General features: G+C 74.4%; 21 protein-coding genes. 14 read left to right on the top strand and 7 right to left on the bottom strand.

Annotated elements, in window-relative coordinates; all coding sequences use genetic code 11:
* Positions 1-299: 299 nt before the first annotated feature.
* Positions 300-1,025 carry a bifunctional DNA primase/polymerase gene (locus ACH5AR_RS29425; protein WP_396304564.1) on the bottom strand — a complete coding sequence of 242 codons (726 nt, stop codon included), beginning with the start codon at positions 1,023-1,025 and terminating at the stop codon, positions 300-302.
* 306 nt (positions 1,026-1,331) lie between these two features.
* Between ACH5AR_RS29425 and ACH5AR_RS29430 the strand changes: the two genes are divergently transcribed.
* Positions 1,332-2,708 carry a transcriptional regulator gene (locus ACH5AR_RS29430; protein WP_396304565.1) on the top strand — a complete coding sequence of 459 codons (1,377 nt, stop codon included), beginning with the start codon at positions 1,332-1,334 and terminating at the stop codon, positions 2,706-2,708.
* Between the two features lie 171 nt (positions 2,709-2,879).
* Entirely contained in the window at positions 2,880-4,079 is a 1,200-nt protein-coding gene (locus ACH5AR_RS29435; protein ID WP_396304566.1) for a hypothetical protein, read from the top strand.
* 53 nt (positions 4,080-4,132) lie between these two features.
* Here ACH5AR_RS29435 and ACH5AR_RS29440 read toward each other — a convergent pair whose 3' ends face one another.
* Positions 4,133-5,434 carry an ABC transporter substrate-binding protein gene (locus ACH5AR_RS29440; protein ID WP_396304567.1) on the bottom strand — a complete coding sequence of 434 codons (1,302 nt, stop codon included), beginning with the start codon at positions 5,432-5,434 and terminating at the stop codon, positions 4,133-4,135.
* A gap of 173 nt (positions 5,435-5,607) precedes the next feature.
* Between ACH5AR_RS29440 and ACH5AR_RS29445 the strand changes: the two genes are divergently transcribed.
* Together ACH5AR_RS29445 and purU are read left to right on the top strand one after the other, a co-directional pair.
* Positions 5,608-6,123: a hypothetical protein gene (locus tag ACH5AR_RS29445; protein WP_396304568.1), complete on the top strand. Its 516-nt coding sequence runs from the start codon at positions 5,608-5,610 to the stop codon at positions 6,121-6,123.
* Between the two features lie 107 nt (positions 6,124-6,230).
* Positions 6,231-7,097, top strand: coding sequence for a formyltetrahydrofolate deformylase (gene purU, locus ACH5AR_RS29450; RefSeq protein WP_396304569.1), 867 nt, complete (start codon positions 6,231-6,233; stop codon positions 7,095-7,097).
* A gap of 11 nt (positions 7,098-7,108) precedes the next feature.
* Here purU and ACH5AR_RS29455 read toward each other — a convergent pair whose 3' ends face one another.
* Positions 7,109-8,377: a zf-HC2 domain-containing protein gene (locus ACH5AR_RS29455; protein ID WP_396304570.1), complete on the bottom strand. Its 1,269-nt coding sequence runs from the start codon at positions 8,375-8,377 to the stop codon at positions 7,109-7,111.
* Complete coding sequence (locus ACH5AR_RS29460) at positions 8,374-8,940, bottom strand: sigma-70 family RNA polymerase sigma factor (protein ID WP_396304571.1); 567 nt, start codon at positions 8,938-8,940, stop codon at positions 8,374-8,376. Before ACH5AR_RS29460 ends, ACH5AR_RS29455 begins: the two co-directional genes overlap by 4 nt.
* Positions 8,941-9,527: 587 nt before the next feature.
* On the opposite strand from ACH5AR_RS29460, the gene ACH5AR_RS29465 reads away from it, so the two are divergent.
* Positions 9,528-10,001, top strand: coding sequence for an ATP-binding protein (locus ACH5AR_RS29465; protein ID WP_396304572.1), 474 nt, complete (start codon positions 9,528-9,530; stop codon positions 9,999-10,001).
* A gap of 407 nt (positions 10,002-10,408) precedes the next feature.
* Here ACH5AR_RS29465 and ACH5AR_RS29470 read toward each other — a convergent pair whose 3' ends face one another.
* Positions 10,409-11,374 carry a GlxA family transcriptional regulator gene (locus tag ACH5AR_RS29470; protein ID WP_396304573.1) on the bottom strand — a complete coding sequence of 322 codons (966 nt, stop codon included), beginning with the start codon at positions 11,372-11,374 and terminating at the stop codon, positions 10,409-10,411.
* A gap of 120 nt (positions 11,375-11,494) precedes the next feature.
* On the opposite strand from ACH5AR_RS29470, the gene ACH5AR_RS29475 reads away from it, so the two are divergent.
* From ACH5AR_RS29475 to ACH5AR_RS29490, 4 genes are all read left to right on the top strand, one after another.
* A complete protein-coding gene (locus ACH5AR_RS29475; protein ID WP_396304574.1) occupies positions 11,495-12,811 on the top strand; it encodes an MFS transporter in 1,317 nt (438 codons plus the stop codon).
* Positions 12,812-12,963: 152 nt separating this feature from the next.
* The gene (locus ACH5AR_RS29480; protein WP_396304575.1) at positions 12,964-13,491 is read left to right on the top strand and encodes a GNAT family N-acetyltransferase; all 528 of its coding nucleotides are present in this window, start codon (positions 12,964-12,966) and stop codon (positions 13,489-13,491) included.
* Positions 13,492-13,602: 111 nt separating this feature from the next.
* A complete protein-coding gene (locus ACH5AR_RS29485) occupies positions 13,603-13,947 on the top strand; it encodes a DUF4229 domain-containing protein (protein WP_396304576.1) in 345 nt (114 codons plus the stop codon).
* A 29-nt stretch (positions 13,948-13,976) separates the two neighbouring features.
* Positions 13,977-15,119 (top strand): LacI family DNA-binding transcriptional regulator, encoded by a 1,143-nt coding sequence (locus ACH5AR_RS29490; RefSeq protein WP_396304577.1) that lies wholly within the window; start codon positions 13,977-13,979, stop codon positions 15,117-15,119.
* Positions 15,120-15,831: 712 nt separating this feature from the next.
* Here ACH5AR_RS29490 and ACH5AR_RS29495 read toward each other — a convergent pair.
* Positions 15,832-17,040, bottom strand: coding sequence for an MFS transporter (locus ACH5AR_RS29495; RefSeq protein ID WP_396304578.1), 1,209 nt, complete (start codon positions 17,038-17,040; stop codon positions 15,832-15,834).
* Between the two features lie 462 nt (positions 17,041-17,502).
* On the opposite strand from ACH5AR_RS29495, the gene ACH5AR_RS29500 reads away from it, so the two are divergent.
* The gene (locus ACH5AR_RS29500; protein WP_396304579.1) at positions 17,503-18,846 is read left to right on the top strand and encodes a dicarboxylate/amino acid:cation symporter; all 1,344 of its coding nucleotides are present in this window, start codon (positions 17,503-17,505) and stop codon (positions 18,844-18,846) included.
* A 357-nt stretch (positions 18,847-19,203) separates the two neighbouring features.
* On the opposite strand, the gene ACH5AR_RS29505 is transcribed toward ACH5AR_RS29500, so the two are convergent.
* Positions 19,204-19,407, bottom strand: a complete 204-nt coding sequence (locus tag ACH5AR_RS29505) for a cold-shock protein (protein ID WP_189920031.1) — start codon at positions 19,405-19,407, stop codon at positions 19,204-19,206.
* Between the two features lie 442 nt (positions 19,408-19,849).
* Between ACH5AR_RS29505 and ACH5AR_RS29510 the strand changes: the two genes are divergently transcribed.
* The 4 genes from ACH5AR_RS29510 (at position 19,850) to ACH5AR_RS29525 (ending at position 23,631) form a co-directional block, all read left to right on the top strand.
* Positions 19,850-20,728: a menaquinone biosynthetic enzyme MqnA/MqnD family protein gene (locus tag ACH5AR_RS29510; RefSeq protein ID WP_396304619.1), complete on the top strand. Its 879-nt coding sequence runs from the start codon at positions 19,850-19,852 to the stop codon at positions 20,726-20,728.
* A 153-nt stretch (positions 20,729-20,881) separates the two neighbouring features.
* The gene (gene mqnC, locus ACH5AR_RS29515; RefSeq protein WP_396304580.1) at positions 20,882-22,102 is read left to right on the top strand and encodes a cyclic dehypoxanthinyl futalosine synthase; all 1,221 of its coding nucleotides are present in this window, start codon (positions 20,882-20,884) and stop codon (positions 22,100-22,102) included.
* A gap of 13 nt (positions 22,103-22,115) precedes the next feature.
* Positions 22,116-22,793, top strand: coding sequence for an imidazolonepropionase-like domain-containing protein (locus ACH5AR_RS29520; protein ID WP_396304581.1), 678 nt, complete (start codon positions 22,116-22,118; stop codon positions 22,791-22,793).
* Positions 22,794-23,043: 250 nt separating this feature from the next.
* Positions 23,044-23,631: a hypothetical protein gene (locus ACH5AR_RS29525; protein WP_396304582.1), complete on the top strand. Its 588-nt coding sequence runs from the start codon at positions 23,044-23,046 to the stop codon at positions 23,629-23,631.
* Positions 23,632-23,766 lie beyond the last annotated feature (135 nt).

The raw sequence follows: 23,766 nt of genomic DNA on the forward strand, positions 1-23,766 counted from the left end.
TGCAGCGGGCCCGCTCGCCTCCCCGTCCCCCTCCGTCCCTCCCTGCTCCCTCCCGCTCCCCTCCGTCGCCGCCGCCCGGCTTCCCCGTCCGAGCGCCCCTGCCGGCGTCCCCACACACCGCCATTCCTCCCCTCGGCCGATCACGGCAATCCTTGAGCGCCGTCACTCGTACGGGGGGCTTCTCCGGTTGACCAGCGGGTACACGGAAGCCTTATCCGGACATGCGTATGACGGGCCCCGTCCCCGGTGGGGGACAAGGCCCGTCACTTCGCGCGCGGGGTGTCGCGCGGAGCGCGCCCTCACCCGATCGGCAGAGGGCGGCTGTCCAGGGGGGAGCCGGCGGCGGCGCGCGGCGCGGAGGCGTCACGGCCGCAGGCGTACGCGAGCGGGCCGATGAGCTCGGCGGCGTCCGGCAGCCAGCGGTTCAGCGCGGAGGGGGAGCGGGCCCACTGGGCGTACCCGAGGGAGCCGATCCGGGAGGGCGGGGCGACCGTCCAGTCGCCCTCGCCGCGGGCGACCAGGTCCAGCCGGCCGGGCGGCAGGCCGAAGCGGCGGAGCAGTGCGGGGAGCCTGGCGGCGACGCCGGGCAGCACCAGGAAGTGCAGCCGGCGTCCGATCCGCCCGGGCGCGGCGGGCTGGACCACCACCGGGCCGAGCTGGAGGTCCATCCGCTCCATCCGGGCGAGGGCCAGGCAGCCCGCCGTCTCGGGGACGTCCAGGACGTCGAAGGAGCGTCCGGTGGGCAGCAGGACGGAGGCCTGGGGCCGCTCCGTCCACCAGCCGCGCACCGCGCCGGGGCCGGCGCTGGCCTGCCGTGCCCAGTCCGGGTCCAGCGGGTGGGCGCCGGGCAGTGTGCAGCGCCGGTCGTCGCAGGAGCAGCGGACGCCGCCGTCGCCGTCGTCGACCAGCCAGGTGCCCGGGGCGACCTCCCAGTGGCGGGTCTCGGCGTAGCCGACGGCTTCGACGAGTAAGGGGGGCAGGGCGGCCTTCTCGTTCCGGCCCGAGGCGTCGGGGATGTCTTCCACGGGGTGCTCAACTACCGTGGGTGAGCCCGGTTACGGCCCGGGGGCGCCCGGTCGGGTGCATCCCGGCAATGTCACCCGTTCCGGTTAGTCCTCCGAGTTGAAGGGCCCGAAGGCGGGCGCAGCGGGGGCGCACGGGAGCATTTACCAGGGCGCAAGGGGGGTGCGGTTCGTCACCGTGGGTATCCCGCTGGCGTTGCTGATCGCTAACCTGGTGTCAGATTCCTTGGACGGTCGGACAGTCGGCAACAGATCAGCAGAATCGTCGCCCGCCGGCCGGGACCGGAGGGTGTGGGGAGGCGAAGCCCAATGGCCGCGAGACCACTCGTCGCACGACAGCCCAACGAGCGTCTGCAGCAACTGATCCAGGAGGCCAGCTGTTCCAACGCCGGCCTGGCGCGGAGGGTCAACCTCTGCGGCGCCGAGCACGGGCTCGACCTTCGGTACGACAAGACCTCCGTCGCCCGCTGGCTGCGCGGTCAGCAGCCGCGCGGGCAGGCGCCGGCCGTGATCGCCGAGGCCCTGGGCCGCAAGCTCGGCCGCAGCGTGTCGGTCGAGGAGATCGGCATGGCGGACGGCAAGAACCTGAGCTCCGGCATCGGGCTCCAGTTCGCGCCGACCATCGGCGCGGCCCTGGAGCAGGTCTGCGAGCTGTGGCGCAGCGACGTCGGCCGGCGGGACTTCCTGACCGGTGCGACGGTGGCCGCCTCCGCGCTGGTGGAGCCCAGCCGGGACTGGCTGATCACCCCGCCGGACCCGGTGGTGGCACGGGCGGGCGGCCCCCGGGTCGGCCCGACGGACGTGGCCGCGATCAAGGCGACCACCGCGATGCTGGTCGACCTGGACCACCGCTTCGGCAGCGGCCATGTGCGTCCGGTGGTGGTGCACTACCTCAACTCGGTGGTCTCCGGCCTGCTCGGCGGCGCCTACCGGGAGGAGACCGGCCGCCAACTCTTCGCCGCGGTGGCCCGGTTGACCGAACTGGCCGGCTACATGGCGGTGGACACCGGCCAGCCCGGGCTCGCCCAGCGCTACTACATCCAGGCGCTGCGGCTGGCCCAGGCCGCCGACGACCGCGGCTACGGCGGCTACGTGCTGGCCGCCTCGATGAGCCACCTGGCCGCGACCCTCGGCAACCCCCGGGAGATCGCCCAACTCGCCCGCGCCGCCCAGGAGGGCGCCCGCTCGGTGGCCACCCCGACGGCGATGGCGATGTTCTACGCCGCCGAGGCCCGCGGCCACGCCCTGCTCGGCGACGCCCGCTCCTGCGAGGCGGTGTCGGCCAGGGCCCTGGAGATGATGGAGAAGCGCCGCCCGGAGGACGACCCGGACTGGATCGCCCACTTCGACGACGCCTACCTCGCGGACGAGCTGGCCCACTGCCACCGGGACCTGGAGCAGGCCGGCCCGGCCGAGCACTACGCCCGGCGGGCGCTCGACCTGCACCCGCCGACCAGGGTGCGGCGCCGCGCGGTGGACCTCGTCCTGCTGGCCACCGCCCAGCTCCAGCAGCGGGACCTGGAACGCGCCTGCGAGACGGGCACCCAGGCGGTCCGGCTGCTGAGCGGGCTGCGCTCCAACCGGGGCGTGGAGTACCTGGACGAGTTCCGGCGCAGGCTGGAGCCGTACCGGGAGCAGCGGGTGGTCCGGGAGTTCCACGCCCGGGCGGATGCCGAGGCCGCCTAGGCGGAAGGGGATCGTCCGTGCAGGGAGCGTGACGGATGTCCCGCCCACGTGGTCACCCGGTGAGGCGAACCGGTAGCGTGGGCGCGACGTCCAAGGAACTGTGATGCCCCCAAGTACCGACGAGATGTGGTCCGCCGCCAGTGCGCGGTCCTGCACAGGTGAGGAATCGCGTTGAGTCAGCGCCGCTCGTACCCGAACTCCGGTGACTTCAACCTGGACGACCTGTTCCGCCCCGAGCCGGGCCAGCCGCAGGGGCAGCCCGGCCCGCCGCAGGGCCACTCGGCCGTGCCGCCGGTGGGCCAGCCGTCGGGGCAGCCGGAGTACCTCGGCGAGGGCGGCGCGCACGCGCTGCCGACCGGGGCCGTGCCCGCGCAGCCGGCGCCCGGGCCGAACGCCCCGTGGGGTGCGCCGCAGCCCGCCGGGTACGGCGCCCCGCAGCACGACCCGGCCCCGGAGACCCAGCACCTGCCGCCGTACCCCGTCGGCGACCCGCAGGCCGCCGGCTACCCGCAGGCCGCCGGTTACCCGCAGCCGCAGCCGCAGCCGCAGGCCGCGCCCGGGTACGGCTACCCCCAGCAGCAGCCCGCACCGGGCTACGGGTACCCGCCGGCCGCGCACCCGCAGCCGGCCTACCCCGCGCAGGACCAGCACCAGGGCTACGCCCCGGACCAGGGCCAGGACTACGGCCAGGGGTACGACGGGGCCCGGGCGGGCGGCTCGCGGCGCGGCGGCCGCCCCTCCGGCAAGCTGATCATCGGCGGCGTGGTGGCGGGCTGCGCGGCGGCCGGCATCCTGGTCGCCGTCCTGATGAGCGGCGGCGACGCCAAGGACGAGCGGAAGACCACCCCGGTGGCCGCCACCGGCAGCGGCTCCGCCACCCCCGGCACGCCGAGCGCGAGCGGCTCCGGCGCGGCCGTCGACCCGGACGTCAAGGCCCAGGCGCAGCCGCTGTCGGACCTGCTGGGCACCGCGAGCGACAGCCGCAGCTCGGTGGTCTCCGCGGTCGCCTCGGTGCAGAAGTGTGACAAGCTGCCGGAGTCCCAGCAGGCGCTGACCGCCGCGGCCGGCAAGCGCCGGGAGCTCCAGGGCAAGCTCGGCCAGCTGAAGACCGACAAGCTGCCCGGCGGCCAGCAGCTGGTCGACCAGCTCAACGCGGCCTGGACGGCCTCGGCCCAGGCCGACGACGAGTACGCGCTCTGGGCGCAGGACGCCCAGGGCACCTGCGACGCGAAGAAGCAGGACAACCAGCACTACAAGAACGCCGTCCAGGCCAGTGGCACGGCGACCACCGCGAAGAAGCAGGCCGCCACGCTCTGGAACGCGATCGCCGGCCAGACCGGGCTGCCCAACAGGAGCGACGGCGACCTGTGAGCGGGAGGGGGGCGGACCGCGCTCCGCCCCCCTCCCGCTCCGGGCACGGCCCGTCAGGCCGGCGGGCGGCCTCCGGTGAGCGCCCAGCGGATGTCCACGAAGCCCGGCTGCTGCAGCGTCATCCGGCCGTTCCTGACCACCTGGTAGGTGACCCAGGTGTTGACCAGCCGCGGGGACCCGCTGCTGGGCAGCATGTTGGTGGTGCCCCAGTTCAGCGGCGGGGTGATCCCGACGTCGATGCCCTCGCCGCTGTCCAGCAGCGAGGAGACGGCCTTGGCGCCGACCGGCTTGCCGGCCTCGGCCAGCTTCTGCACCACCGTCCGGAACACCTCGTACGCGACCCAGGTGGTCTGCACCCCCGGGTCGGAGACGTCGATGGGGTGCCCGCCGCTGGTGTCGCTGCTCGCCACGGCGCGCAGCCCGTCCCAGATCTTCGCCGACTCCGGCGGGTACCAGCTGGTGACGTAGGCGCCGCCGAGCGGGCCCGAGTCGCCGCCGGTGGAGTCCACCACCGACTGCTGGACGCTGCCGATCACCGAGGCGATCCGGGTGTTCTTCGGGTTCAGCCGGCGGTAGGAGTCCAGCAGGTTGCCGGTCGGCTCGGCGGCCAGGGCGAAGGCGACGCAGGTGCCGGGCTCGTCCTTGCCGACCGCCTTGCGGACCACCGGCGTGTAGTCGGCGGACTGCTCGGGCGCCTTGACGTCGGTCAGCCGGACCCCGGCCGGCCGCAGCGCGGTGCCCAGGTAGCCGAGCAGGTTGTCGCCGGCCGGGGTGTCCGGGCGGACCAGGGAGACGGTCCGGCAGCCGGCGTCCACCAGCTGGCGGCCGTTGCCCGCGATCAGCGCCGGCATGCCGCCGTCCACCGGGTAGGACAGCGGGCTGGAGAACTCCGGCTGGGAGAGCCCGTAGCCGCCGATCAGCGGGATGCCGGCGCGTTCCAGCACCGGCATGAAGGCCTCCCCCCACTGGCTGTAGGAGCCGATCACGGCGACCACCTTGGCGTCCACCGCCTGCTGGGCGCAGGCGCGGGCGCCGTCCGCGGTGTTGTGCTCGTTGCAGGTCAGCACGCGCAGCCGGTGGCCGCTCAGTCCGCCCTTGGCGTTGACGTCCTTGCCGATCGCGGAGGCGAGCGCCGTCATGCCCGGCCGGTCGGCGGCGTTCGTGCCGGCCGGGGCCCAGGTCATCACGGTCAACTCGCTGGCGCTGGTCGAAGCATCGGCCGATCCGCCGCACGCGGAGGCCGAGAAGAGGGTGGGGAGCAGCACCGCGGCGGTGGCGGCGGCTGCGATCGGGCGGCGTCGACGGCGTCGCACGATCGGGGGACGGGCCTGGAACGAGTCCCTTCGGCTGGTCATCGGTCTTCCCTCTCTGGGCGCCCTTCGGCGCACCGGAGCAAGCCAAGCCCCGGCGCCGCAAGCCGAGAGGGCGGAAGTGCGAACGGATGGCGAACGGACGCCGAAATCCGGAGGGGTACGCGTGTAGATCGCGAGTGGAGCACGAACAGAGGGGGAACGTACGATCGTTCACCATGTCCGCCAGCACAGAATCTCCGTACCGGTCCGCGCGAAACCCTTCTCGTCCGGGCCACCGCTCCAGCACGATGGGCGGCATGCCGCTCAACGACCTGCCCTGGTGGCGCTGGCGAGCCCGACTGCGTTCGGCGCTGCACATGCTGTCCGACCCCGCTTTCCAGCAGGAGACCTGGCTGGCCGGCCGGGAGGGGTACGGCGACGTCACGGACGCCGTCTACCGACTGGTCGAGGACACCTGGCTGGACCACTGGTCGGCCGAGAAGTACCTCGGCACGATCTTCCGGGACGCCGCCGAGGCCGCGCTGGTGGACGTCGCGGTGCTGCGGGCCGTGCAGATGCTGCACGAGGTCGGCGCGGACGCCCCGGCCTCCGCCTACCTCGGCCACCCCGGCTGGCCGGAGACCGTCCGGGCCGCCCGCGAGGCGCACGTCGCGATGGCCGCGGGCGACGGGGACGACCCGGACGCGGCGCCCAGGTCGCTGGACGTGCTGCGGATCCTCACCCAGGTCTGACCGGACGGCCGCCGTCCCGCAGTACGGGCAGCGGGACGGCGGCCGTCCGGAATGTGACACGCTGGACCATCCACGCACGTCACGACCTCAGAACGGGATACACCCCAGTGGAACAGCAGCCGGCCGCCGCCCAGTACGTCCTCACGCTGTCCTGCCCCGACAAGCAGGGCATCGTCCACGCGGTCTCCAGCTACCTCTTCATGACCGGCTGCAACATCATCGACAGCCAGCAGTTCGGGGACGGCGACAGCGGGCTCTTCTTCATGCGGGTGCACTTCTCCGCTCCCGAGCCGGTGACCGCCGACAAGCTGAGGGCCAGCTTCGCCGCGATCGGCGCCTCCTTCGGGATGGACTGGCAGATCCACCCGACCGAGCAGCGGATGCGGATCGTGCTCATGGTCAGCAAGTTCGGGCACTGCCTGAACGACCTGCTCTACCGCACCCGGATCGGCGCCCTGCCGGTGGAGATCGCCGCCGTGGTCTCCAACCACACCGATCTGCGGGACCTGACCGAAAGCTACGGCATCCCCTTCCGCCACATCCCGGTCACCAGGGACACCAAGGCCGAGGCCGAGCGGCAGCTGCTCGACCTGGTCGCCGAGGAGAACGTCGAGCTGGTCGTGCTGGCCCGCTACATGCAGGTGCTCTCGGACCAGCTGTGCACCGAGCTGTCCGGCCGGGTGATCAACATCCACCACTCCTTCCTGCCGAGCTTCAAGGGCGCCAAGCCGTACCACCAGGCGCACGCGCGCGGCGTCAAGCTGATCGGAGCCACCGCCCACTACGTCACCGCCGACCTGGACGAGGGGCCGATCATCGAGCAGGAGGTCGCCCGGGTCACCCACGACGTCAGCCCGGACCAGCTGGTGGCGATCGGCCGGGACGTCGAGTGCCAGGCGCTCGCCCGTGCGGTGAAGTGGCACAGCGAGCACCGGGTCCTGCTGGACGGGACCCGTACGGTCGTCTTCGCCTGAGGCCCGGGCCCTCAGGGCCTGGACAGCAGCGGGAGGGCGCGCAGCACCTCGCGGACCGCGGCCCGGTCGCCGTGCGCGCCGACCGGCAGCCGGTCCGGATCGCGGTGCGCGGCGGCCAGCTGGCACAGCTCCAGGCCGTCCAGCACCATCGAGGCCACCGGCTCGGCGCCGTCGGGTCCGTCGGCTCTGTCGGCTCTGTCGGCTCTGTCGGGTCCGTCGGGTCCGTCGGTGGGGTCGGCGCGGCCGGCCCCCTCGGCGCCCTGGCCGTCCAGGGCGATCAGCCACTCGCCGCCCGCCGGGCCGTCGACCATCAGCCGCACCCGGCGGGCCGTGCGGACCCCGCCGGCCGGCCCGCCCGGCACCACCCGGACCTGCTCGGGGTGCGTCGCGCGCAGCCGGGCCAGGGCCCGGGGGAGCAGCCGGACCACCAGCTCCACCATCTGCCGCAGGTGCTGCGGCGCCGGCGGGTCGTACGGGTAGGCGACCGCCCGGGCCACGTCCTCGCCGTGGACGAAGCACTCGAAGGCGCGGTCCACGAAGGCGTCGCGCAGCGGCAGCACCGCGAAGCCGTAGTCGACCGGGGTGTTGCCCTGCGGCACGAGCGCGGCGCTGCGCACCAGGTCGTGGGCCTGCCGGCGCCACCGGGAGCGCACCGACTGCGGGGCCAGGCCGGCCTGTTCGGCGACCAGCCGGCCGGTGCGCGCGGTGATCGCGTGGTACGGGCCGCCCTGCGGCGGGACCCTCGGCACCGCCGGACCGGCGCCCGGCTCCTGCGGCGGCACCCGCCGCCCGGTCGGCGCGGCGGTCGGGCCTGGGGCGGCCGGCACCGGGTCGGGCAGGCCGAGCGCCACCGCCAGGAAGCCGTCCACCGCGGTCAGGTGGCCGAGCACCTCGGCCGGGCGCAGCCGCTCGGTGCCGCCGTGCCAGGGCAGTTCGGCCACCTCCTGCCACTCCTCCGGGCCGAGGTCGCGCAGCAGCGCGTCCAGCTTGGCGGTCTCCGCCGTGTACGGCATGCCCCAGGCGGGGACGGGCAGTTCGGCGGGGCGGCGGGCCAGGCACCAGTCGAGCACCTGCTGGCGCAGCGAGCCGGGCTGGTCCAGCGGCTCGTCCAGGGAGAGCCAGCCGGCCGCCTCGCGCAGCCGGGCCGCCTCCTCGGCGCACTCCCGGCAGTCGCGCAGGTGCTGCTCCAACTCGGCTGCCTCGCGGGCCGGGCAGGCGCCGAGGGCCCATGCGCCGAGCAGCGAGCGCAGGGCGTCGTGCTGCTCCTCAGTGCTGCTCACGTCTCCCCGTTCCCGTCCCCGACTCCGTCCTGACGGGCGCGCTCGTCGGCCAGTTCGGTGGCCAGCAGCTCCAGACCGAGCCGCATCCGCTGCTTGGCGGCCTGCTCGCTGATGCCCAGCAGCCGGGCCGTCTCGCGGTAGGTGCGGCCGTCGTAGTAGGTCACCGCGATGGTCTCACGCAGGGGGTGGGGCAGGGAGTCGACCACGTACTGCATCCGCGCGGCGGTGGCGACGGCGCGGATCTCGGCCTCCGCGCCCGGGGCCCGCTCGGCGGCCCGCCGCGCCCGCAGCCGTTCGACCGCCCGGTGGTGGGTCAGCGTGCCGAGCCAGGAGCGCAGGGTGCCCCGGGCGGGGTCGAAGTCCTCGGGGTGCTCCCAGACGTGGGCGAAGACCTCCCGGGTGAGCTGGGCGGCGGCGGCCTGGTCGGCCAGTATCCGCCCGGCCAGGCCGTGCACCATCGGTGCGAGCTGGTCGTAGAGTTCGCCGAGCGCCGTCTCCTCGCCGCGGGCGAGGCGGTGCTGCAACTGCTCGTCCCAGCGCGGGGGCCGCTCCGGGGTGGCCATCGGGAACCACCCTCCTGACCGGGTTCGCTGGCGTACCCAACGGTATCCCGCGGCCGGGTGGCGCCGGGGGTGAATCCGGCAAGAACGGAACCGTTCCTCGCGGATCACCGTCCTGCCCGTCGGCGGCGCGTTCCCCGGCGCCGCGTCGGGCCAGACCGCCGCCGCCCCCGGTGTTCGAGCGGGCGTCGGACACATGTCGCACGGGTGGTTCGCGAGTGGCGGCCGGGGTGCGCGGGGCACCCGGAGGTAGGTTCCCGACTGCGGAGCCGGTGGGTCGGCCCGGGCCGGACGATCACCGGTGCGAGGCTCGCGAGCGTGAACGGGACAGTATGCACTGCCCTGTCGCCCGATCGCCGGAATATGCCCGAAGCGCTTGCTGCGCTCCGTCCCCCCGCCCATCCTGAGGCGTATTCGTGTCGCGGCCGGTGCCCGACCGACGAGACGGCGCGGACGAGTGGTGCGGGCGGACGGAACGCGCGGGCGCCGGGGCGCGGCTCGGGTGGCGCCGGGCGACGGGCCCGGGCCCGCCGGCCGATCCGACCCGATCGGGACCAAGGCCGAACTGCGAGTGCGGGTGGTGGAGAGCGGTGCAGGTTCTTCAGGTACAGCTGGCGGTGCAGGCCGACCCGGCCGAAGTCGGCCGGGCCCGCCGGTGGGTGCGCTCGCGGCTGCTGAACCACGGGGTGGACCCGGACGCGCCGATGGCCGAGACCGTGGTGCTGGTGGTCTCCGAGCTGGTGACCAACGCCGTGGTGCACACCGGCTGTCCGGCCGTGCTGCGGCTCTGCCTGCCGGTGGCCGACGGCCCGCAGGAGGGCGGCCGGCCCGGGCCGCTGCGGGTGGAGGTGGCCGACGCGAGCCGGGCCGCGCCGACCCCGCGGCACGCGGGCGCGGACGAGGACGCGACCAACGGGCGCGGCCTGGAGCTGGTCGAGCTGCTCTGCGAGCGCTGGGGCTGGTACCCGGACGGCCCGGGCAAGCGGGTCTGGTGCGAGATCGGCAGCGACGCCCGCCCGGTCGATCCGCTGGCCGACGTGGACTGGGCGGCTTTGGCGCAATAGCGGCTTTCGCGGCGGGCGTTCGGACGTGCCGATCACCGGGGCTGATCACCGGCCGAAAGGTGACGCAACCATTCCGAATTTCGGACTACCCATTGACGTGACGTATCCGATTGATCACGCTTGGGTGCGGTGCTCCGTCGCGAGGGGACGCCGAGGGGACGTCCGTCCACCGCCGCGGTGCTGCTGTCCAGGGGATTCGTGCCAGCAGGGGGGATCGCGGACGGTCGGTCACGGGCCGCTCCTCGGCGAGTGCGGAGAGCGTGGCGCGGGTTCAGGGCTCGCGCGCCGCGGTTGGATGGCGGCCTGTCGTGCCGTGCTCGGAGTGCGTGCGGCCTGCCGCCATCCAATGCGTCGGCCCGGAACGACGGGATCCGGCCACCGGGCGACGGCCACCTCCCGAGCCCTGGTCAGGACGCGCGGAAGGTGCGCCGGTAGGCGCTCGGAGCGACGTCCAGCCGGCCGCGCAGCTGCGACCGCAGCGAGGCGGCGGTGCCGAAGCCGGACTCCCGGGCGACCTGATCGATCGTCAGGTCGGTGCGCTCCAGCAGCTGGCGGGCGCGCTCGGTGCGCTGGGTGGTGATCCACTGGCCGGGGCTGGCGCCGGTCTCCTCGCGGAAGCGCCGGGTGAAGGTCCGTACGCTCATCCCCGCCCGGTCGGCGAGCTGCCGCAGCGCCAGCGGCCGGTCCAGGTGCTCCAGTGCCCAGGCGCGCACCGCGGCGGTGCCGCTGCCGCCGGACTCCACCGGGCTCGGGGCCTCCACGTACTGCTTCTGCCCGCCCTCGCGCCACGGCGGCACCAGGCAGTTGCGGGCCACCGCGTTGGCCACCGCGCTGCCGTGGTCCCGGCGCACCACGTGCAGGCACAGGTCCACCCCGGCGGCCACCCCGCCGGAGGTGAGCACGTCGCCGTCGTCGGTGTAGAGCACGTCCGGGTCCAGCCGCACCCGGGGGAACAGCCGGGCGAAGCGCTCGGTGTAGCGCCAGTGGGTGGTGGCCGGGCGGCCGTCCAGCAGGCCGGCGGCGGCCAGGACGAAGGAGCCGGTGCAGATCGACACCAGCCGGGTGCCGGGCCGGATCCGGGCCAGCGCGGCGGCCAGCTCCGGGGTGAAGCAGGCGTCGGCGACGGCCGGGCTGGAGTCGGCGGAGGCCGGGATCAGCACGGTGTCGGCGCGCTCCAGCAGTTCGGGCCCGTGGTCCACCACGATCCGGAAGTCGGCGCTGGTGGTGGTCGGCCGCCCGTCCAGGGTGCAGGTGGCCACCTCGTACAGCGGCCGGCCGTCCGCGGCCTTGGCGCCGCCGAAGATGCGGGCGGGGATGCCGAGTTCGAAGGCGATCACGCCCTCCAGGGCGAGTACCGCGACCAGGTGTGCCATGCCGTCCCCTCGGGCGTCGGTGGGTCCGGGCCAGCCTACTGCGAGCGGTGGCCCGATTCTTGCGAAAGCTGTCATTCAGGCCACTCGTCCGGCCCCGGGCCGCCCGGAACACTCGTCCGCGTGACCGAACGCAGCGCCCTCGCCCCCGCCTCCCGCACCGAACCGCCCGCCCCGGCCGCGCGCCCCCGGGTGCACTACGCCTGGGTGGTGGCCGGTGTCTCCCTGCTGGTCCTGCTCGGCTCGGCCGGCTTCCGCTCCGCGCCGAGCCTGATGATGGACGCCCTGCACAACGAGTTCGGCTGGTCGCTCGGGACGATCTCCAGCGCGACCTCCGTCAACCTGACGCTCTACGGCCTCACCGCCCCCTTCGCCGCCGCCCTGATGGACCGTTTCGGCGTGCGCCTGGTGGTGGTCTGCGCACTGCTGACCATCTCGGTCGGCTCCGGGCTGACCATGCTGATGCGCGAGCCCTGGCAACTGGTGCTCTGCTGGGGCGTGCTGGTCGGACTCGGCAGCGGCTCGATGGCCGGGGCGTTCGCCACCACCATCACCGGCCGCTGGTTCCGGGCCCGCCAGGGCCTGGTCACCGGGGTGCTGACGGCCGCCGGCGCCGCCGGGAACCTGGTCTTCCTGCCGGTCGGCGCCTGGCTGGTCGAGCAGCACGGCTGGCGCTCGGCCGTGGTCGTGGTCTCGCTCGCCGCCAGCGCCGTCGCCGTCCCGGTCCTGCTGCTGATGCGGGAGCGGCCCGCCGACCTCGGACTGCTCCCGTACGGCGCGACCGAGGCCCCGCCCGCGCCGGCCGCCGACGGCCGGGCCCTGACCCGCTCGCTCACCGTGCTGCGGGACGCCGCCCGCACCCGGGCCTTCTGGCTGCTGGCCGGCTCCTTCGCGATCTGCGGCGCCACCACCGCGGGGCTGGTCGGCACCCACTTCATCCCGGCCGCGCACGACCACGGGATGCCGGTCACCACCGCCGCGAGCCTGCTCGCCCTGATCGGCGTGTTCGACGTGCTCGGCACGGTGTTCAGCGGCTGGCTCACCGACCGGGTCGACTCCCGGCTGCTGCTGACCGTCTACTACGGGCTGCGCGGGCTGTCCCTGCTCCTGCTGCCGCAGCTGCTGGCCGGCTCGCTCCAGCCGCCGATCCTCGCCTTCGTCGTCTTCTACGGCCTGGACTGGGTGGCGACCGTGCCGCCGACCGTCACGCTGTGCCGCCGGCACTTCGGCGAGGACGCGCCGATCGTGTTCGGCTGGGTGCTCGCCGCCCACCAGATCGGCGCCGCGGTGGTGGCCGGCCTGGCCGGGCTGGCCCGGGACGCGCTCGGCGACTACGACCTCACCTGGTACGGGGCCGGCGCGCTGTGCGCGGTCGCGGTCGGGCTCTGCCTGGCGCTGCGCGGCGGGCGGGGTGAGCGGGCGGTGGCGGCCGCCGCGTGAGGGCGGTGGGGGTCGGGGGACGGCGGGGTCGGGGGACGGCGGGGTCTGGGTGGTGGTGGGGCCGGGGTGGTCACGGGGCCGGGGCGGTCACGGGGTCTGGGTGGTGGGTCTGCCCGGGAGGATTGTCGGACCGGAGGTCTAGGCTCCGGCCCATGACTCTCTCCTTCACCCTGGACCCGAAGCTCGACCCCGACCTGCGGACGGCGGTGGTCCGGCTGTGGACCGACGTCACCAACGCCGGTGGGGCGGTCGGCTTCGTGGCGCCGGTGACCGAGGACGAGGTCTGGGACACCGCCGACCGCCAGTTCGCCGGGGTCGCCCCGGACGGCCCGGACCGGCTGCTCGTCGCCCACGAGAGCGGCACGGGCCGACTGGTCGGGGTGCTGTTCTTCGAGTCGATGCGCTTCGGCCCCATGGAGCACTGGCGGATGCTCAAGCGGGTCATGGTGCACCCCGACTTCCAGGGGCAGGGCCACGGCGCCCGGCTGCTGGCCGAAGCCGAGCGGGTCGCCCGGGAGTGGGGCCTGGAGTCGCTGCGGCTCACCGCGCGCGGCGGCCTGGGGCTGGAGCGCTTCTACGCCCGCAGCGGCTACCGGGAGGTCGGCCGGGTGCCCGCCGCGATCCGGGTCGCCCCCGGGGACGACCGGGACGACATCACGCTCTGGCTCGACCTGCGCTGAGGCCGCCCGGGCGGCCCCGGGTTGCCGGACCGGTGCCCCGTGCCCCGCTCCGGCCGTCAGGCATGCTTGACTGGAGGACCCGCTCCAACGCACAGAAGAAGGATGTGTCGAGTGACCAGCACCGGCCCGGAGAAGTCGCACGCCACGCTCCGCTACACCTCCCTGCGGGTCAGCATCTTCCTGGGCTGCCTGCTGGTGGCCCTGTTGCTCGGGCACTTCCAGGTCATCCCGGTCAGCGGTGAAGCCGGAATGATCTTCCTCTTCCTGCTGGCCGCGGTCGCCTCCGCGCCGCTCAGCTACGCGCTGCTCAGCAAGCAGCGCGACGAGATGTCCGCGCAGATCAGCGGCAAGGTCTCCGGGATGCGCAGCCGTACCGCCGAGCGGATCGCCACCCAGAACGCCGAGGAGGACGCCGCCGACGACGCCGCCCGCGCGGCGGCCGCCGGCCAGAGCTGACCCCGGCCCAGCCCGCGAGCGCAGCCGCCGTGCCCGCCATCCGAGGCTCCGTGCCGCCCGAGCCGTCCGACGGTCCGTCCGGGGCGGCGCTGTCGTCCTCGTCGTCCGGGGCGTCCTCGTCGGCCGGGGCGTCCTCGGGGCGGCCGTCCGGCGAGGCGGTGCTCGGCACCTGGCCGGCGCCCGTGCGCCGGCCCACCGGCCGGGACGTGGCCAGGCTCGCCGGGGTCTCGCAGGCCACCGTCTCCCTGGTCTTCTCCGGCGCCGAGGCCGGCCGGAGGGTCTCCGAGGCCACCCGGGAGCGGGTCCGGGAGGCCGCCCGCAGCCTCGGCTACCGCCCGCAGGCGGCCGGGCGGCAGCTGCGGCTGGGCCGCAGCGGGATGATCCTGCTGGCCGTGCCGAACCTCCAGGGGCCGTTCTTCGGCCGGGTGCTGGAGGGCGTCCACGAGGAGGCCGGCCGCAACGGCCTGGCCGTCGTGGTCAGTTCCGGCTGGGGCCGGGCCACCCTCGCCGAGGCCGCCACCGCCGGCCGCTTCGACGGTCTGCTGATCTGCTCCCCGGACGACAGCCAGCTCGGCGAGCTGCCCGCCGACACCCCCGCCGTCTTCCTGGACGCCGACCCCGGCACCGACCCGGCGCGGCCGACCGTCGAACTCGACGTGGCCGGCGGGATGCGGGCCGCGGTCGAGCACCTGGCCGCGCTCGGCCACCGCAGGATCGGCCGGCTGCGCTCCAGCCACTCCGCGTACACCTTCCGGGTCCGGCAGGCCGCCTTCGAGCAGGCCGTGCGCGAACTCGGCCTGGACGTGGTGGAGTCGGGCGTGAGCCTGAACGACGGCCACCGGGCCGCGCGGGCCGTCGCGGACCGGATGCTGGAGCGGGCGGACCGGCCGCGCGCGGTGCTCTGCGACGACGACGTGGTCGCCTCCGGGGTCTACCAGGCCGCCGCCGAGCTGGGGCTGAGGGTCCCGGAGGACCTGTCGGTGGTCGGGATGGACAACGTCGCGGTGGCCGCGCTGCTCGCCCCGCCGCTGACCACCGTCGACCTGCCCGGCGAGGAGCTGGGCCGGGCGGGCGCGGCCGCACTGGCGGCGCTGCTGCGCGGGGAGCCGGTGGCGCCGGTGGCGCCGCTGGCCACCTCGCTGGTGCTGCGCGCCTCGACGGCGCCGGGGTAGGGCGGTCGGCCGGGAGCGGCGGCCAGGGCCGTCGCCCGGGGTTGGGGCGCGCTGTCGGCGGTGGCCGTTCGGCGGCTCCGGGGCGGCTGCGGTTGGTGGGCTGTGGGTGGTGGACGGGGGCGTGCCCCCGGCCGGACCACCGGTGGGCGCGGTCGTTCGCGGGGCGGTCTGCTGCTGACCCGTACTGCTGCCGGGTGGCGTCGGCCGGGGTTGGGGTGCGGTGTCGGTGGTGGTCGTTCGGTGGCTTCGGGGCGGCTGTGGGTGGTGGACGGGGGCGTGCCCCCCGGGCTGGACCATCGGTGGGCGCGGTCGTTCGTGGGGCGGGCGGGTCCGGCTGTCCGGTTCTCCGGTGGGCGGGGCGGTCTGCTGCCGGCCGTCCTGCTGCCGGGTGGCGTCGGCCGGGGTTGGGGTGCGGTGTCGGTGGTGGTCGTTCGGTGGCTTCGGGGCGGCTGTGGGTGGTGGACGGGAGCGTGCCCCCGGGCCGGACCATCGGTGGGCGCGGTCGTTCGTGGGGCGGGCGGGTTCGGCTGTCCGGTTCTCCGGTGGGCGGGGCGGTCTGCTGCCGGCCGTCCTGCTGCCGGGTGGCGTCGCCCGGGGTTGGGGCGCCGTGTCGGCGGGTGGTCGTTCGGCGGCTTCGGGGCGGCTGTGGGTGGTGGACGGGGGCGTGCCCCCGGGCCGGACCATCGGTGGGCGCGGTCGTTCGCGGGGCGGGTCAGCCCACCGGTACGGGCTGCGCGGCCGGGGCGGCCGGCGCCGGGTGGAACCAGCGCCGGGCGCCGAACAGCAGGAGGGCGCCGAGCGCGATGCCGCCCGCCGCGCAGAGGGCCACCGGGCGCAGCGAGCCCTCGGCGAGCTTGCCGGACACGGCGTAGCCGAGTGAGTTGCCGGTGGCGAAGAGCGTCACCAGCCAGGCGAAGGCCTCGGTGACGGTGCCGGTCGGCGCCAGTTCGGCGACCAGCACGAACGCCGCCGCGAGCAGCGGGGCGAGCATGATCCCGGAGAGGAAGGCCAGCGCGGCCATCGGGTACGGCCCGGGCAGGGCGACCAGCGGCAGGTAGGTGGCGGCCATCGCGAGGGCCATCATCCAGGTGCGGGTGGCCGTGGTCTGCCGCCACCGGACGGCGCCGTAGGCGAGCGCGCCGAGCAGGCCGGCGAGCGCGGCCAGTGTCAGCAGGGTGCCTCCGCCGCCGGGCAGTGCGTCGGCGTGCTGTTCGGCGTACGCGATGAACAGCACGTTCTGCGCGCCGACCGCCCAGCCGGCCCCGGCCAGTCCGACCAGCAGCAGCACCAGCCCGGGGGAGCGTAGGGGGCCGAGCAGCCCGGCGGACTGCTCCCGCGCCGGGGCGCGCCAGGCCCGGGCGGGCCCGGCGGTGGCCACGACCAGCGCGCCGACCAGTCCGAGCCCGGCGGCCATCCAGAGCGCGGCGACGGGGCTGAACAGCCCGGAGACGGCGGCGACGGCCAGCGGGCCGGCCACGTAGAGGATCTGCTGGGAGGCGGAGTCGAAGGCGTAGGCGGTGTCCAGCGCCTCCTCCTCGACCACGTCCGGCCAGAGCGAGCGCAGGCAGGGCTCCAGCGGGGGCATCGCGAGGCCGGCGATCGCGGCCCCGACGGGGGCGCCGAGCGCGGAGCCCGGATCGAGGGCGAGCAGCGCGTACCCGCCGCCGGCCACCACGGCGGAGGCGATCAGGACCCGGGGCTGCCCGGTGCGGTCGACGATCCGGCCGAGGACCGGCCCGCCGACGGCGGCGGCGATCGCGTAGGCGGAGGTGGCCAGTCCGACCCTGCCGTACGCCACCCCGGCGTCGCGCAGGGCGAGGGCGATGACGAGCGCGGTCATGCCGGCGGGCAGGCGGCCGAGCAGGGTGCCGAGCAGCAGGCGGGTGACGTGCGGGGCGCGGAGCAGGGCGAGGTAGCCCATCGGGTCCTCTCCGGGTGGGCAGGCAGGGGCGGGGGTGCCGTCAAAGTTATACGTATAACTACTTGGCGGTCAATCCGATCACCGATGGCATCTGATGGCGCGTCAGCTTCGTTCGTGTCCGGAGTCCGGGTTCGCGGCGGGGTCCGGCGGGGCAGGAACTCTGCGTGACCTCAAACAAGTACTTTGAACATCTCAAACCTTTGCTGCTAACGTATCGGCCATGACAGCCTCAGACGCACTGCGGATGCACGGCCCGGGCCCGCGGCCCGGCGCCGCCCGCCCGTGTGCTCTGACCGGTGCTGTGGACAGCCCGCGCCGTTGTCGCGCCCTGTGCTGTACCGCCGTGAGCTGTACCGCGGCGGCACGCCCCTGACCGGGGCCCGACCCCTCACGTCCGGCCCGCGCCGTGCCGCCCGCTCCGCCCCACCCCACCGTCAGCACCGCCCCCGGAGACGCTCCCCCATGTCCACAGCGCCCGAGGCGACCTCGTCGCCGTCCCTGCTCACCCGCATCCGCAAGACGCCCTTCTGGGTGCAGATCGTCGCCGGCCTCGTGCTCGGCGTCGGCCTCGGCTACCTGGCCCGCGCCGCCGACATCTCCTGGCTGGCCACCACGCTGGAGACCATCGGCAAGATCTTCGTCCAGCTGCTCAAGCTGGCCGTCCCGCCGCTGGTGTTCACCGCGATCGTGGTGAGCGTCGCCAACCTGCGCAACGTGACCAACGCGGCCCGCCTGGCGATCCGCACGCTGCTCTGGTTCATGATCACCTCGCTGATCTCGGTCGGCATCGGCATCGGCCTGGGCCTGCTGACCAACCCGGGCGAGGGCACCAACCTGAAGACCGAGGGCCTCAAGGCGCTCGACTCCAAGGGCACCTGGGTCGACTTCCTGACCGGGATCTTCCCGACCAACATCGTCGACTCGTTCACCAAGGTGAACGTGCTCCAGATCGTCTTCCTGGCGGTCGTGGTCGGCGCGGCGATCATCAAGCTCGGCACCAAGGCCGAGCCGGTCCTCAAGCTCAGCGAGTCCGTGCTGGAGCTGACCCAGACCGCGCTGTGGTGGGTCATCCGGCTCTCCCCGCTCGGCACCCTCGGCCTGATCGGCAAGTCCGTCGCCAAGTACGGCTGGGACCTGCTCAAGCCCTTCGCCACGCTGACCCTCGACATCTACCTGGGCTGCGCCCTGGTGCTGTTCGTCGTCTACTCGCTGGTGCTGCGCTTCGCCGCCGGGCTCAACCCGCTGCACTTCTTCAAGGGCGCGTGGCCCGCGATCCAGCTGGCCTTCGTCTCCCGCTCCTCGGTCGGCACGCTGCCGGTCACCCGCCGCGTCACCGAGCGCCTCGGCGTCCCGAGCGAGTACGCGTCCTTCTCGGTGCCGTTCGGCGCCACCACCAAGATGGACGGCTGCGCCTCGATCTACCCGGCCGTCGCCGCGATCTTCGTCGCCCAGGTCTTCAACGTCGAGCTGGGCATCAAGGACTACCTGCTGATCGCCTTCGTCTCGGTGGTCGGCTCGGCCGCCACCGCGGGCCTCACCGGCGCGATCATCATGCTGACGCTGACCCTGTCCACCCTGGGCCTGCCGCTGGAGGGCGTCGGCCTGCTGCTCGCCATCGACCCGATCCTGGACATGATGCGCACGGCGACCAACGTCGCCGGGCAGGTCGTCGTGCCGATCGTGGTCGCGGCCCGGGAGCGGATCCTGGACGTCGCCGCGTACAACAACCCCTCCGGGGACCTGTACGAGGAGGACGCGAAGCCGGCCGTCGCCGGTCAGGGCGGGGTGGCCCGGGCCGCGGCCTGAGGCCCGGGCCCCGGACCCCTGGGGCTCCCGGGGCCCGTCCGGCCTCCCGCCCGGGCGCTCGGCGCCGAGGGCGGATGTCCGGTCGGACGCCTGAGGGGACGTCCGACCGGCGGAACGGAAAGGGCCCTCTCCCGGTGACGGGGGAGGGCCCTTTCCGCATTCCCTTTCTCCGCACCCGAACTTCGCGGGCCCCAGCCCGGCGTACCGGAAGGCGTTCGCGGAAGCGTTCGAAAAGGCAGGAGGCCCGCCGGACCGGCGGGCCTCCTTGGGTACTGCTCTTGTGCTCATGGTGACGGCTGTCGGATAGCCGCCGGCGGACCCGTACGGGTCCCGAGCGATCAGATCATCAGAGGATGGTCAGACAGCGGTGACGTTCTCCGCCTGCGGGCCCTTCGGGCCCTGGGTGACGTCGAAGGTGACCGTCTGGTTCTCCTCCAGCGAACGGAAGCCGTTCGCGTTGATGGCGGAGTAGTGAACGAAGACGTCGGGGCCGCCGCCCTCCTGGGCGATGAAGCCGAAGCCCTTCTCAGCGTTGAACCACTTGACGGTTCCCTGAGCCATGCCGTTCTCCTTGCGATGCGTGTCGGGGGCCACACCGTGTGGCACCCGGTCCGCTGCGCTGATCGCCCTGCCTCCGGACGTGTCCGAAATTTTTCGATATTGCTGAAAAACTACAAAAAGCCTGCGGTTACATGCTCCGCAGGCTTCAAGTACTGCAAGGGGAATCAAACTGCAACTGAGGGCAACGCTAGCATGCGGCCGCTGTGACGACCAGAGGTCACTTGGGGTGTGGAAGGCGCGTGTCGTAAGGGCGGGAGAGCGGCCCGGAAAGGCGCGCCGGTGGCCCGGGAGCGCGTGTCGGGTGGCCGGTGCGGGCGGTCGCGAACGGCAGGCATACGCTGCGGGGAGGCACGAACAGCAAGGGAGCGGCGCAGTGGCAGCACCGGAAGCACGTACACCGGAGGCGCGGACGCGGGAGCCCCGGCCGGACACCCCGGACACCCTGGGCACCCAGGACACCCCGGTCCGGCCGAGGGTCGGCCACATCCAGTTCCTGAACTGCGTCCCCCTCTACTGGGGGCTCGCCAGGACCGGCAACCTGCTCGACCTGGACCTCACCAAGGACACTCCGGAGAAGCTGAGCGACCGGCTCGTGGACGGCGCCCTCGACATCGGCCCGATCACCTGCGTGGAGTACCTGCGCAACGCGGACGACCTGCTGGTCCTGCCGGACATCGCGGTCGGCAGCGACGGCCCGGTGATGTCCTGCCTGATCGTGAGCAAGGTGCCGCTCGCCGACCTCGACGGCCGCCGGGTCGCCCTCGGCTCCACCAGCCGGACCTCGGTGCGGCTCGCCCGGCTGCTCCTGGAGGAGCGCGAGGGCGTGCGCCCGGACTACTTCAGCTGCCCGCCGGACCTCAGCGCGATGCTGGCCGAGGCCGACGCCGCCGTCCTGATCGGCGACCCGGCCCTGCGCGCCTATCTCGGACAGGCCGCCGACCTCGGGCTGACCGTCCACGACCTCGGCGAGATGTGGAAGGAGTGGACCGGCCTGCCGTTCGTCTTCGCGGTCTGGGCCGTGCGGCGCGAGTTCGCCGAGCGCGCCCCGGAGCTGACCGCCGCGGTGCACCGGGCCTTCCTGGAGTCCCGTGACCTCTCGCTGGTGGAGGCCGCCAAGGTCGCCGAGCAGGCCGCCCGCTGGGAGGCCTTCGGGGCGGACGTGCTGGAGCGGTACTTCAGCGAGGCGCTCGACTTCTCGCTCGGCGAGCGACAGCTGGCCGGGGTCGCGGAGTTCGCCCGGCGGGTCGCGCACGACAGCGGGTTCGCCCCGGACGTCGCGGTGCGGCTGCTGGAGCCGGCGGCGCTGCCGCTGGGGTCGTAGGCAGAGCGGTCCGGTCCTTCTCCGGGGCCGGTCGGTGGTCCGCGGTCGGGGGTCGGGGTCCGGCCCGGCAGGCTGACGCGGGGGGCGGAAGGCGCTGGCGTAGGCTGGTTCGGCCGTACCCGAGTAGCACTTGAGTAGAGAGAAGGCCGCCAGGTGACCGAGCTCGCAGCGACCACCCTCGATGCGTCCAGCACCGACCTGAAGGCCGTGCTCGACCGGGCCGCCGCCGGCGGCCGGATCACCCCGGAGGAGGCGCTGGAGCTCTACCGCTCCGCGCCGCTGCACGCGCTCGGCTCCGCCGCCGACGCGGTGCGCCGCCGCCGCTACGCGGGTACCGAGCACATCGCGACGTACATCATCGAGCGCAACATCAACTACACCAACGTCTGCGTGACGGCGTGCAAGTTCTGCGCCTTCTACGTGCCGCCGAAGAGCGACAAGGGCTGGTCGCGCGAGCTCGACGAGATCCTGCGCCGCTGCGCCGAGACGGTCGAGCTGGGCGGCACCCAGATCATGTTCCAGGGCGGCCACCACCCGGACTACGGCGTGGAGTACTACGAGCGCGCGTTCTCGGCGATCAAGGCCGACTTCCCGCAGCTGGTGATCCACTCGCTGGGCGCCTCCGAGGTCGAGCACATGGCGCGGATCTCGGGCGTCACGGTCGAGGAGGCCATCACCCGGATCCACAAGGCCGGCCTCGACTCCTTCGCCGGCGCCGGCGCCGAGCTGCTGCCCGAGCGGCCGCGCAAGGCGATCGCCCCGCTGAAGGAGTCCGGCGAGCGCTGGCTGGAGATCATGGAGATCGCCCACGGCCTCGGCGTGGAGTCCACCTCCACCATGCTGATGGGTACGGGCGAGACCAACGCCGAGCGGATCGAGCACCTGCGGATGATCCGCGACGTGCAGGACCGCACCGGCGGCTTCCGGGCCTTCATCCCGTACACCTACCAGCCGCAGAACAACCACCTGAAGGGCTCGACCCAGGCCACCGTCTTCGAGTACCTGCGGATGATCGCGATCGCCCGCCTGTTCCTCGACAACGTCGCCCACATCCAGGGCTCCTGGCTCACCACCGGCAAGGAGGCCGGCCAGCTGTCGCTGCACTACGGCGCGGACGACCTCGGGTCGGTCATGCTGGAGGAGAACGTCGTCTCGGCGGCGGGCGCCAAGCACCGCTCCAACCTCACCGAGCTGATCCACCTCATCCGGGCCGCCGACCGCGTCCCGGCGCAGCGCTCGACCACCTACGAGCACCTGCGGGTGCTGGACGACCCGGCCAACGACCCGGTCGACCCGCGGGTGGCCTCGCACATCGCCTCCACGGCGATCGAGGGCGGCACCGCCCACCCCGAGCTGAAGATCCTGGACAACTGAGCGTCCGTCCCCCGTGGTGCTGACCCTGCACCGGGCGGCGTTCGTGCTGCCCGACCCGGCCGATCCCACCGCCCCGTCCATCGCGGACGGGGCGGTGGTGGTGCGCGGCGAGCGGGTCGAGGCGGTCGGGCCGTACCGGGACCTGGCGGCCGCGCACCCCGGCGCGCGGGTGCGGGACTGGGGGGCGGCCGTCCTGGCGCCCGGACTGCGTCATCCGTACGGGCACCGGCTGCTGGAACGCGCGTACCACCCGGACCCGCGGGAGGAGGTCGGCCTCGATCCGGTGGCGGACGGGCTCGTCGGGTGCGTGGACGAGGCGCGGTGCGGGGCCAGTGCGCGCCGCGGGCTCCAGCGGATGCTGGGGTGCGGGGTGACGGCGGTGGCCGGGCCCTTCGAGCGGGCCGCGGTGCGGACGGCGGTGGCACGGTCGGGGGTCGTGGGGCTGGGCCCCGGCGGGTCGCCGGGGGCGTCCGTGGTGCCCGGGGGGCCGTCGGAGGCGGGGGAGGGGGCGTGGTCCGTGGACCCGCTGGTCGTACTCCCGTTCGCCGATGCCGTGTACGGGCGGGTGACGGCCGGGGGCCGGGCGGACTTCGCGGTGTTCGCCGGCGAGAAGGGCGCGCCCGCCGCACCGGTGGCGGGCGGGTGCCTGGCCACGGTGCTGGGCGGGCGGTTGGTGTACCGCCGACGGTGAGACGGCCGCCACGGGACAGGTGACGTACTCGTCAGTAAGTCGATTCCCTTGCGGCGCACGGGACTTCCTTCGTGTGCACCCGAACTCCGCTCCCGGCGGCGGAGAGTGATTGCCCCTCCGTCGTGACCTGAGGGCCCGCCAGCGGATACGATCCCGGACAGCTCACTCCGTACCCTCACCACACCACCGCCCGCGCCCGCGGGCGGCGGGGCCGTGTCCCCGGCCCCGAAGGCAAGCCAGGACAGGAACCATGCGAACCGCGACCGTTCCCCCGCCGCGCGCCCCGCGGATGGGCCGTGGTTGGTACCTCGCCGCCGTGCTCAGCGCCGTGCTGGCCGTCGGCATGTGCCTGCTGGGTTGGCGCCAGGCCGACCAGGCCGACCGGATCGAGGCGCACCCGGTGAGAGTCGAGGGGGTGATCACCCAGCTCCCGACCGGTGGCGGCACCTACAGCGCGGTCAGTTACCGGGCCGCCGGGGAGTCGCGCACCGCGGCCGCGCTGCCGCTCTCGGACGGCGCCAAGGTCGGCGACCCGGTCTGCCTGGAGCACGCCGCCGACGACCCGGGCGCGGTGCGGATCTGCGGCGACACCTACCCGCAGCCGGTCGGCGTGGGGCTGGCCCGGTTCAGCGTGCCGGTGGCCGTCGTGCTCTTCGTGATCTGCGTGCTGCGCATCCGGCGGCACCACAAGGCCCTCGCGGGCCGCGCCGGGCAGGGCAGGCTGGCCGCCAACCTGGCCCTGGCGACGGGGGCGATCGCGGACGGGATGCCCGCGATAACCCACGGCAAGCGGTCCCGCCGGCGGCGCCGTGCGGGCGGGCGGCGCGCCCAGCACTGACCGGGGCCGGTGGTGCCTGTCCTGCGCCGCAGGTGCGGGCGGGGGCGGGGACACGGGCACGGGCGGGGGCACGGGCGGGCCGGGGCCGGGGTGGCGTGCGGCGGGGTCGGTGGTCGGGTGGCGGGTCCGGGGTCG

Origin of the sequence: Kitasatospora sp. NPDC018619 (genome assembly GCF_044391605.1) — a bacterium.
GTDB lineage: Bacteria > Actinomycetota > Actinomycetes > Streptomycetales > Streptomycetaceae > Kitasatospora.

Bases quoted from the DNA above. Each gene is read 5' to 3' on its own strand.
- ACH5AR_RS29440 (WP_396304567.1), bottom strand. From the start codon at position 5,434: ATGACCAGCCGAAGGGACTCGTTCCAGGCCCGTCCCCCGATCGTGCGA.
- ACH5AR_RS29445 (WP_396304568.1), top strand. From the start codon at position 5,608: ATGTCCGCCAGCACAGAATCTCCGTACCGGTCCGCGCGAAACCCTTCT.
- ACH5AR_RS29505 (WP_189920031.1), bottom strand. From the start codon at position 19,407: ATGGCTCAGGGAACCGTCAAGTGGTTCAACGCTGAGAAGGGCTTCGGC.
- ACH5AR_RS29460 (WP_396304571.1), bottom strand. From the start codon at position 8,940: ATGGCCACCCCGGAGCGGCCCCCGCGCTGGGACGAGCAGTTGCAGCAC.
- ACH5AR_RS29495 (WP_396304578.1), bottom strand. From the start codon at position 17,040: ATGGGCTACCTCGCCCTGCTCCGCGCCCCGCACGTCACCCGCCTGCTG.
- ACH5AR_RS29525 (WP_396304582.1), top strand. From the start codon at position 23,044: ATGCGAACCGCGACCGTTCCCCCGCCGCGCGCCCCGCGGATGGGCCGT.
- ACH5AR_RS29500 (WP_396304579.1), top strand. From the start codon at position 17,503: ATGTCCACAGCGCCCGAGGCGACCTCGTCGCCGTCCCTGCTCACCCGC.
- ACH5AR_RS29480 (WP_396304575.1), top strand. From the start codon at position 12,964: ATGACTCTCTCCTTCACCCTGGACCCGAAGCTCGACCCCGACCTGCGG.
- ACH5AR_RS29470 (WP_396304573.1), bottom strand. From the start codon at position 11,374: ATGGCACACCTGGTCGCGGTACTCGCCCTGGAGGGCGTGATCGCCTTC.
- ACH5AR_RS29430 (WP_396304565.1), top strand. From the start codon at position 1,332: ATGGCCGCGAGACCACTCGTCGCACGACAGCCCAACGAGCGTCTGCAG.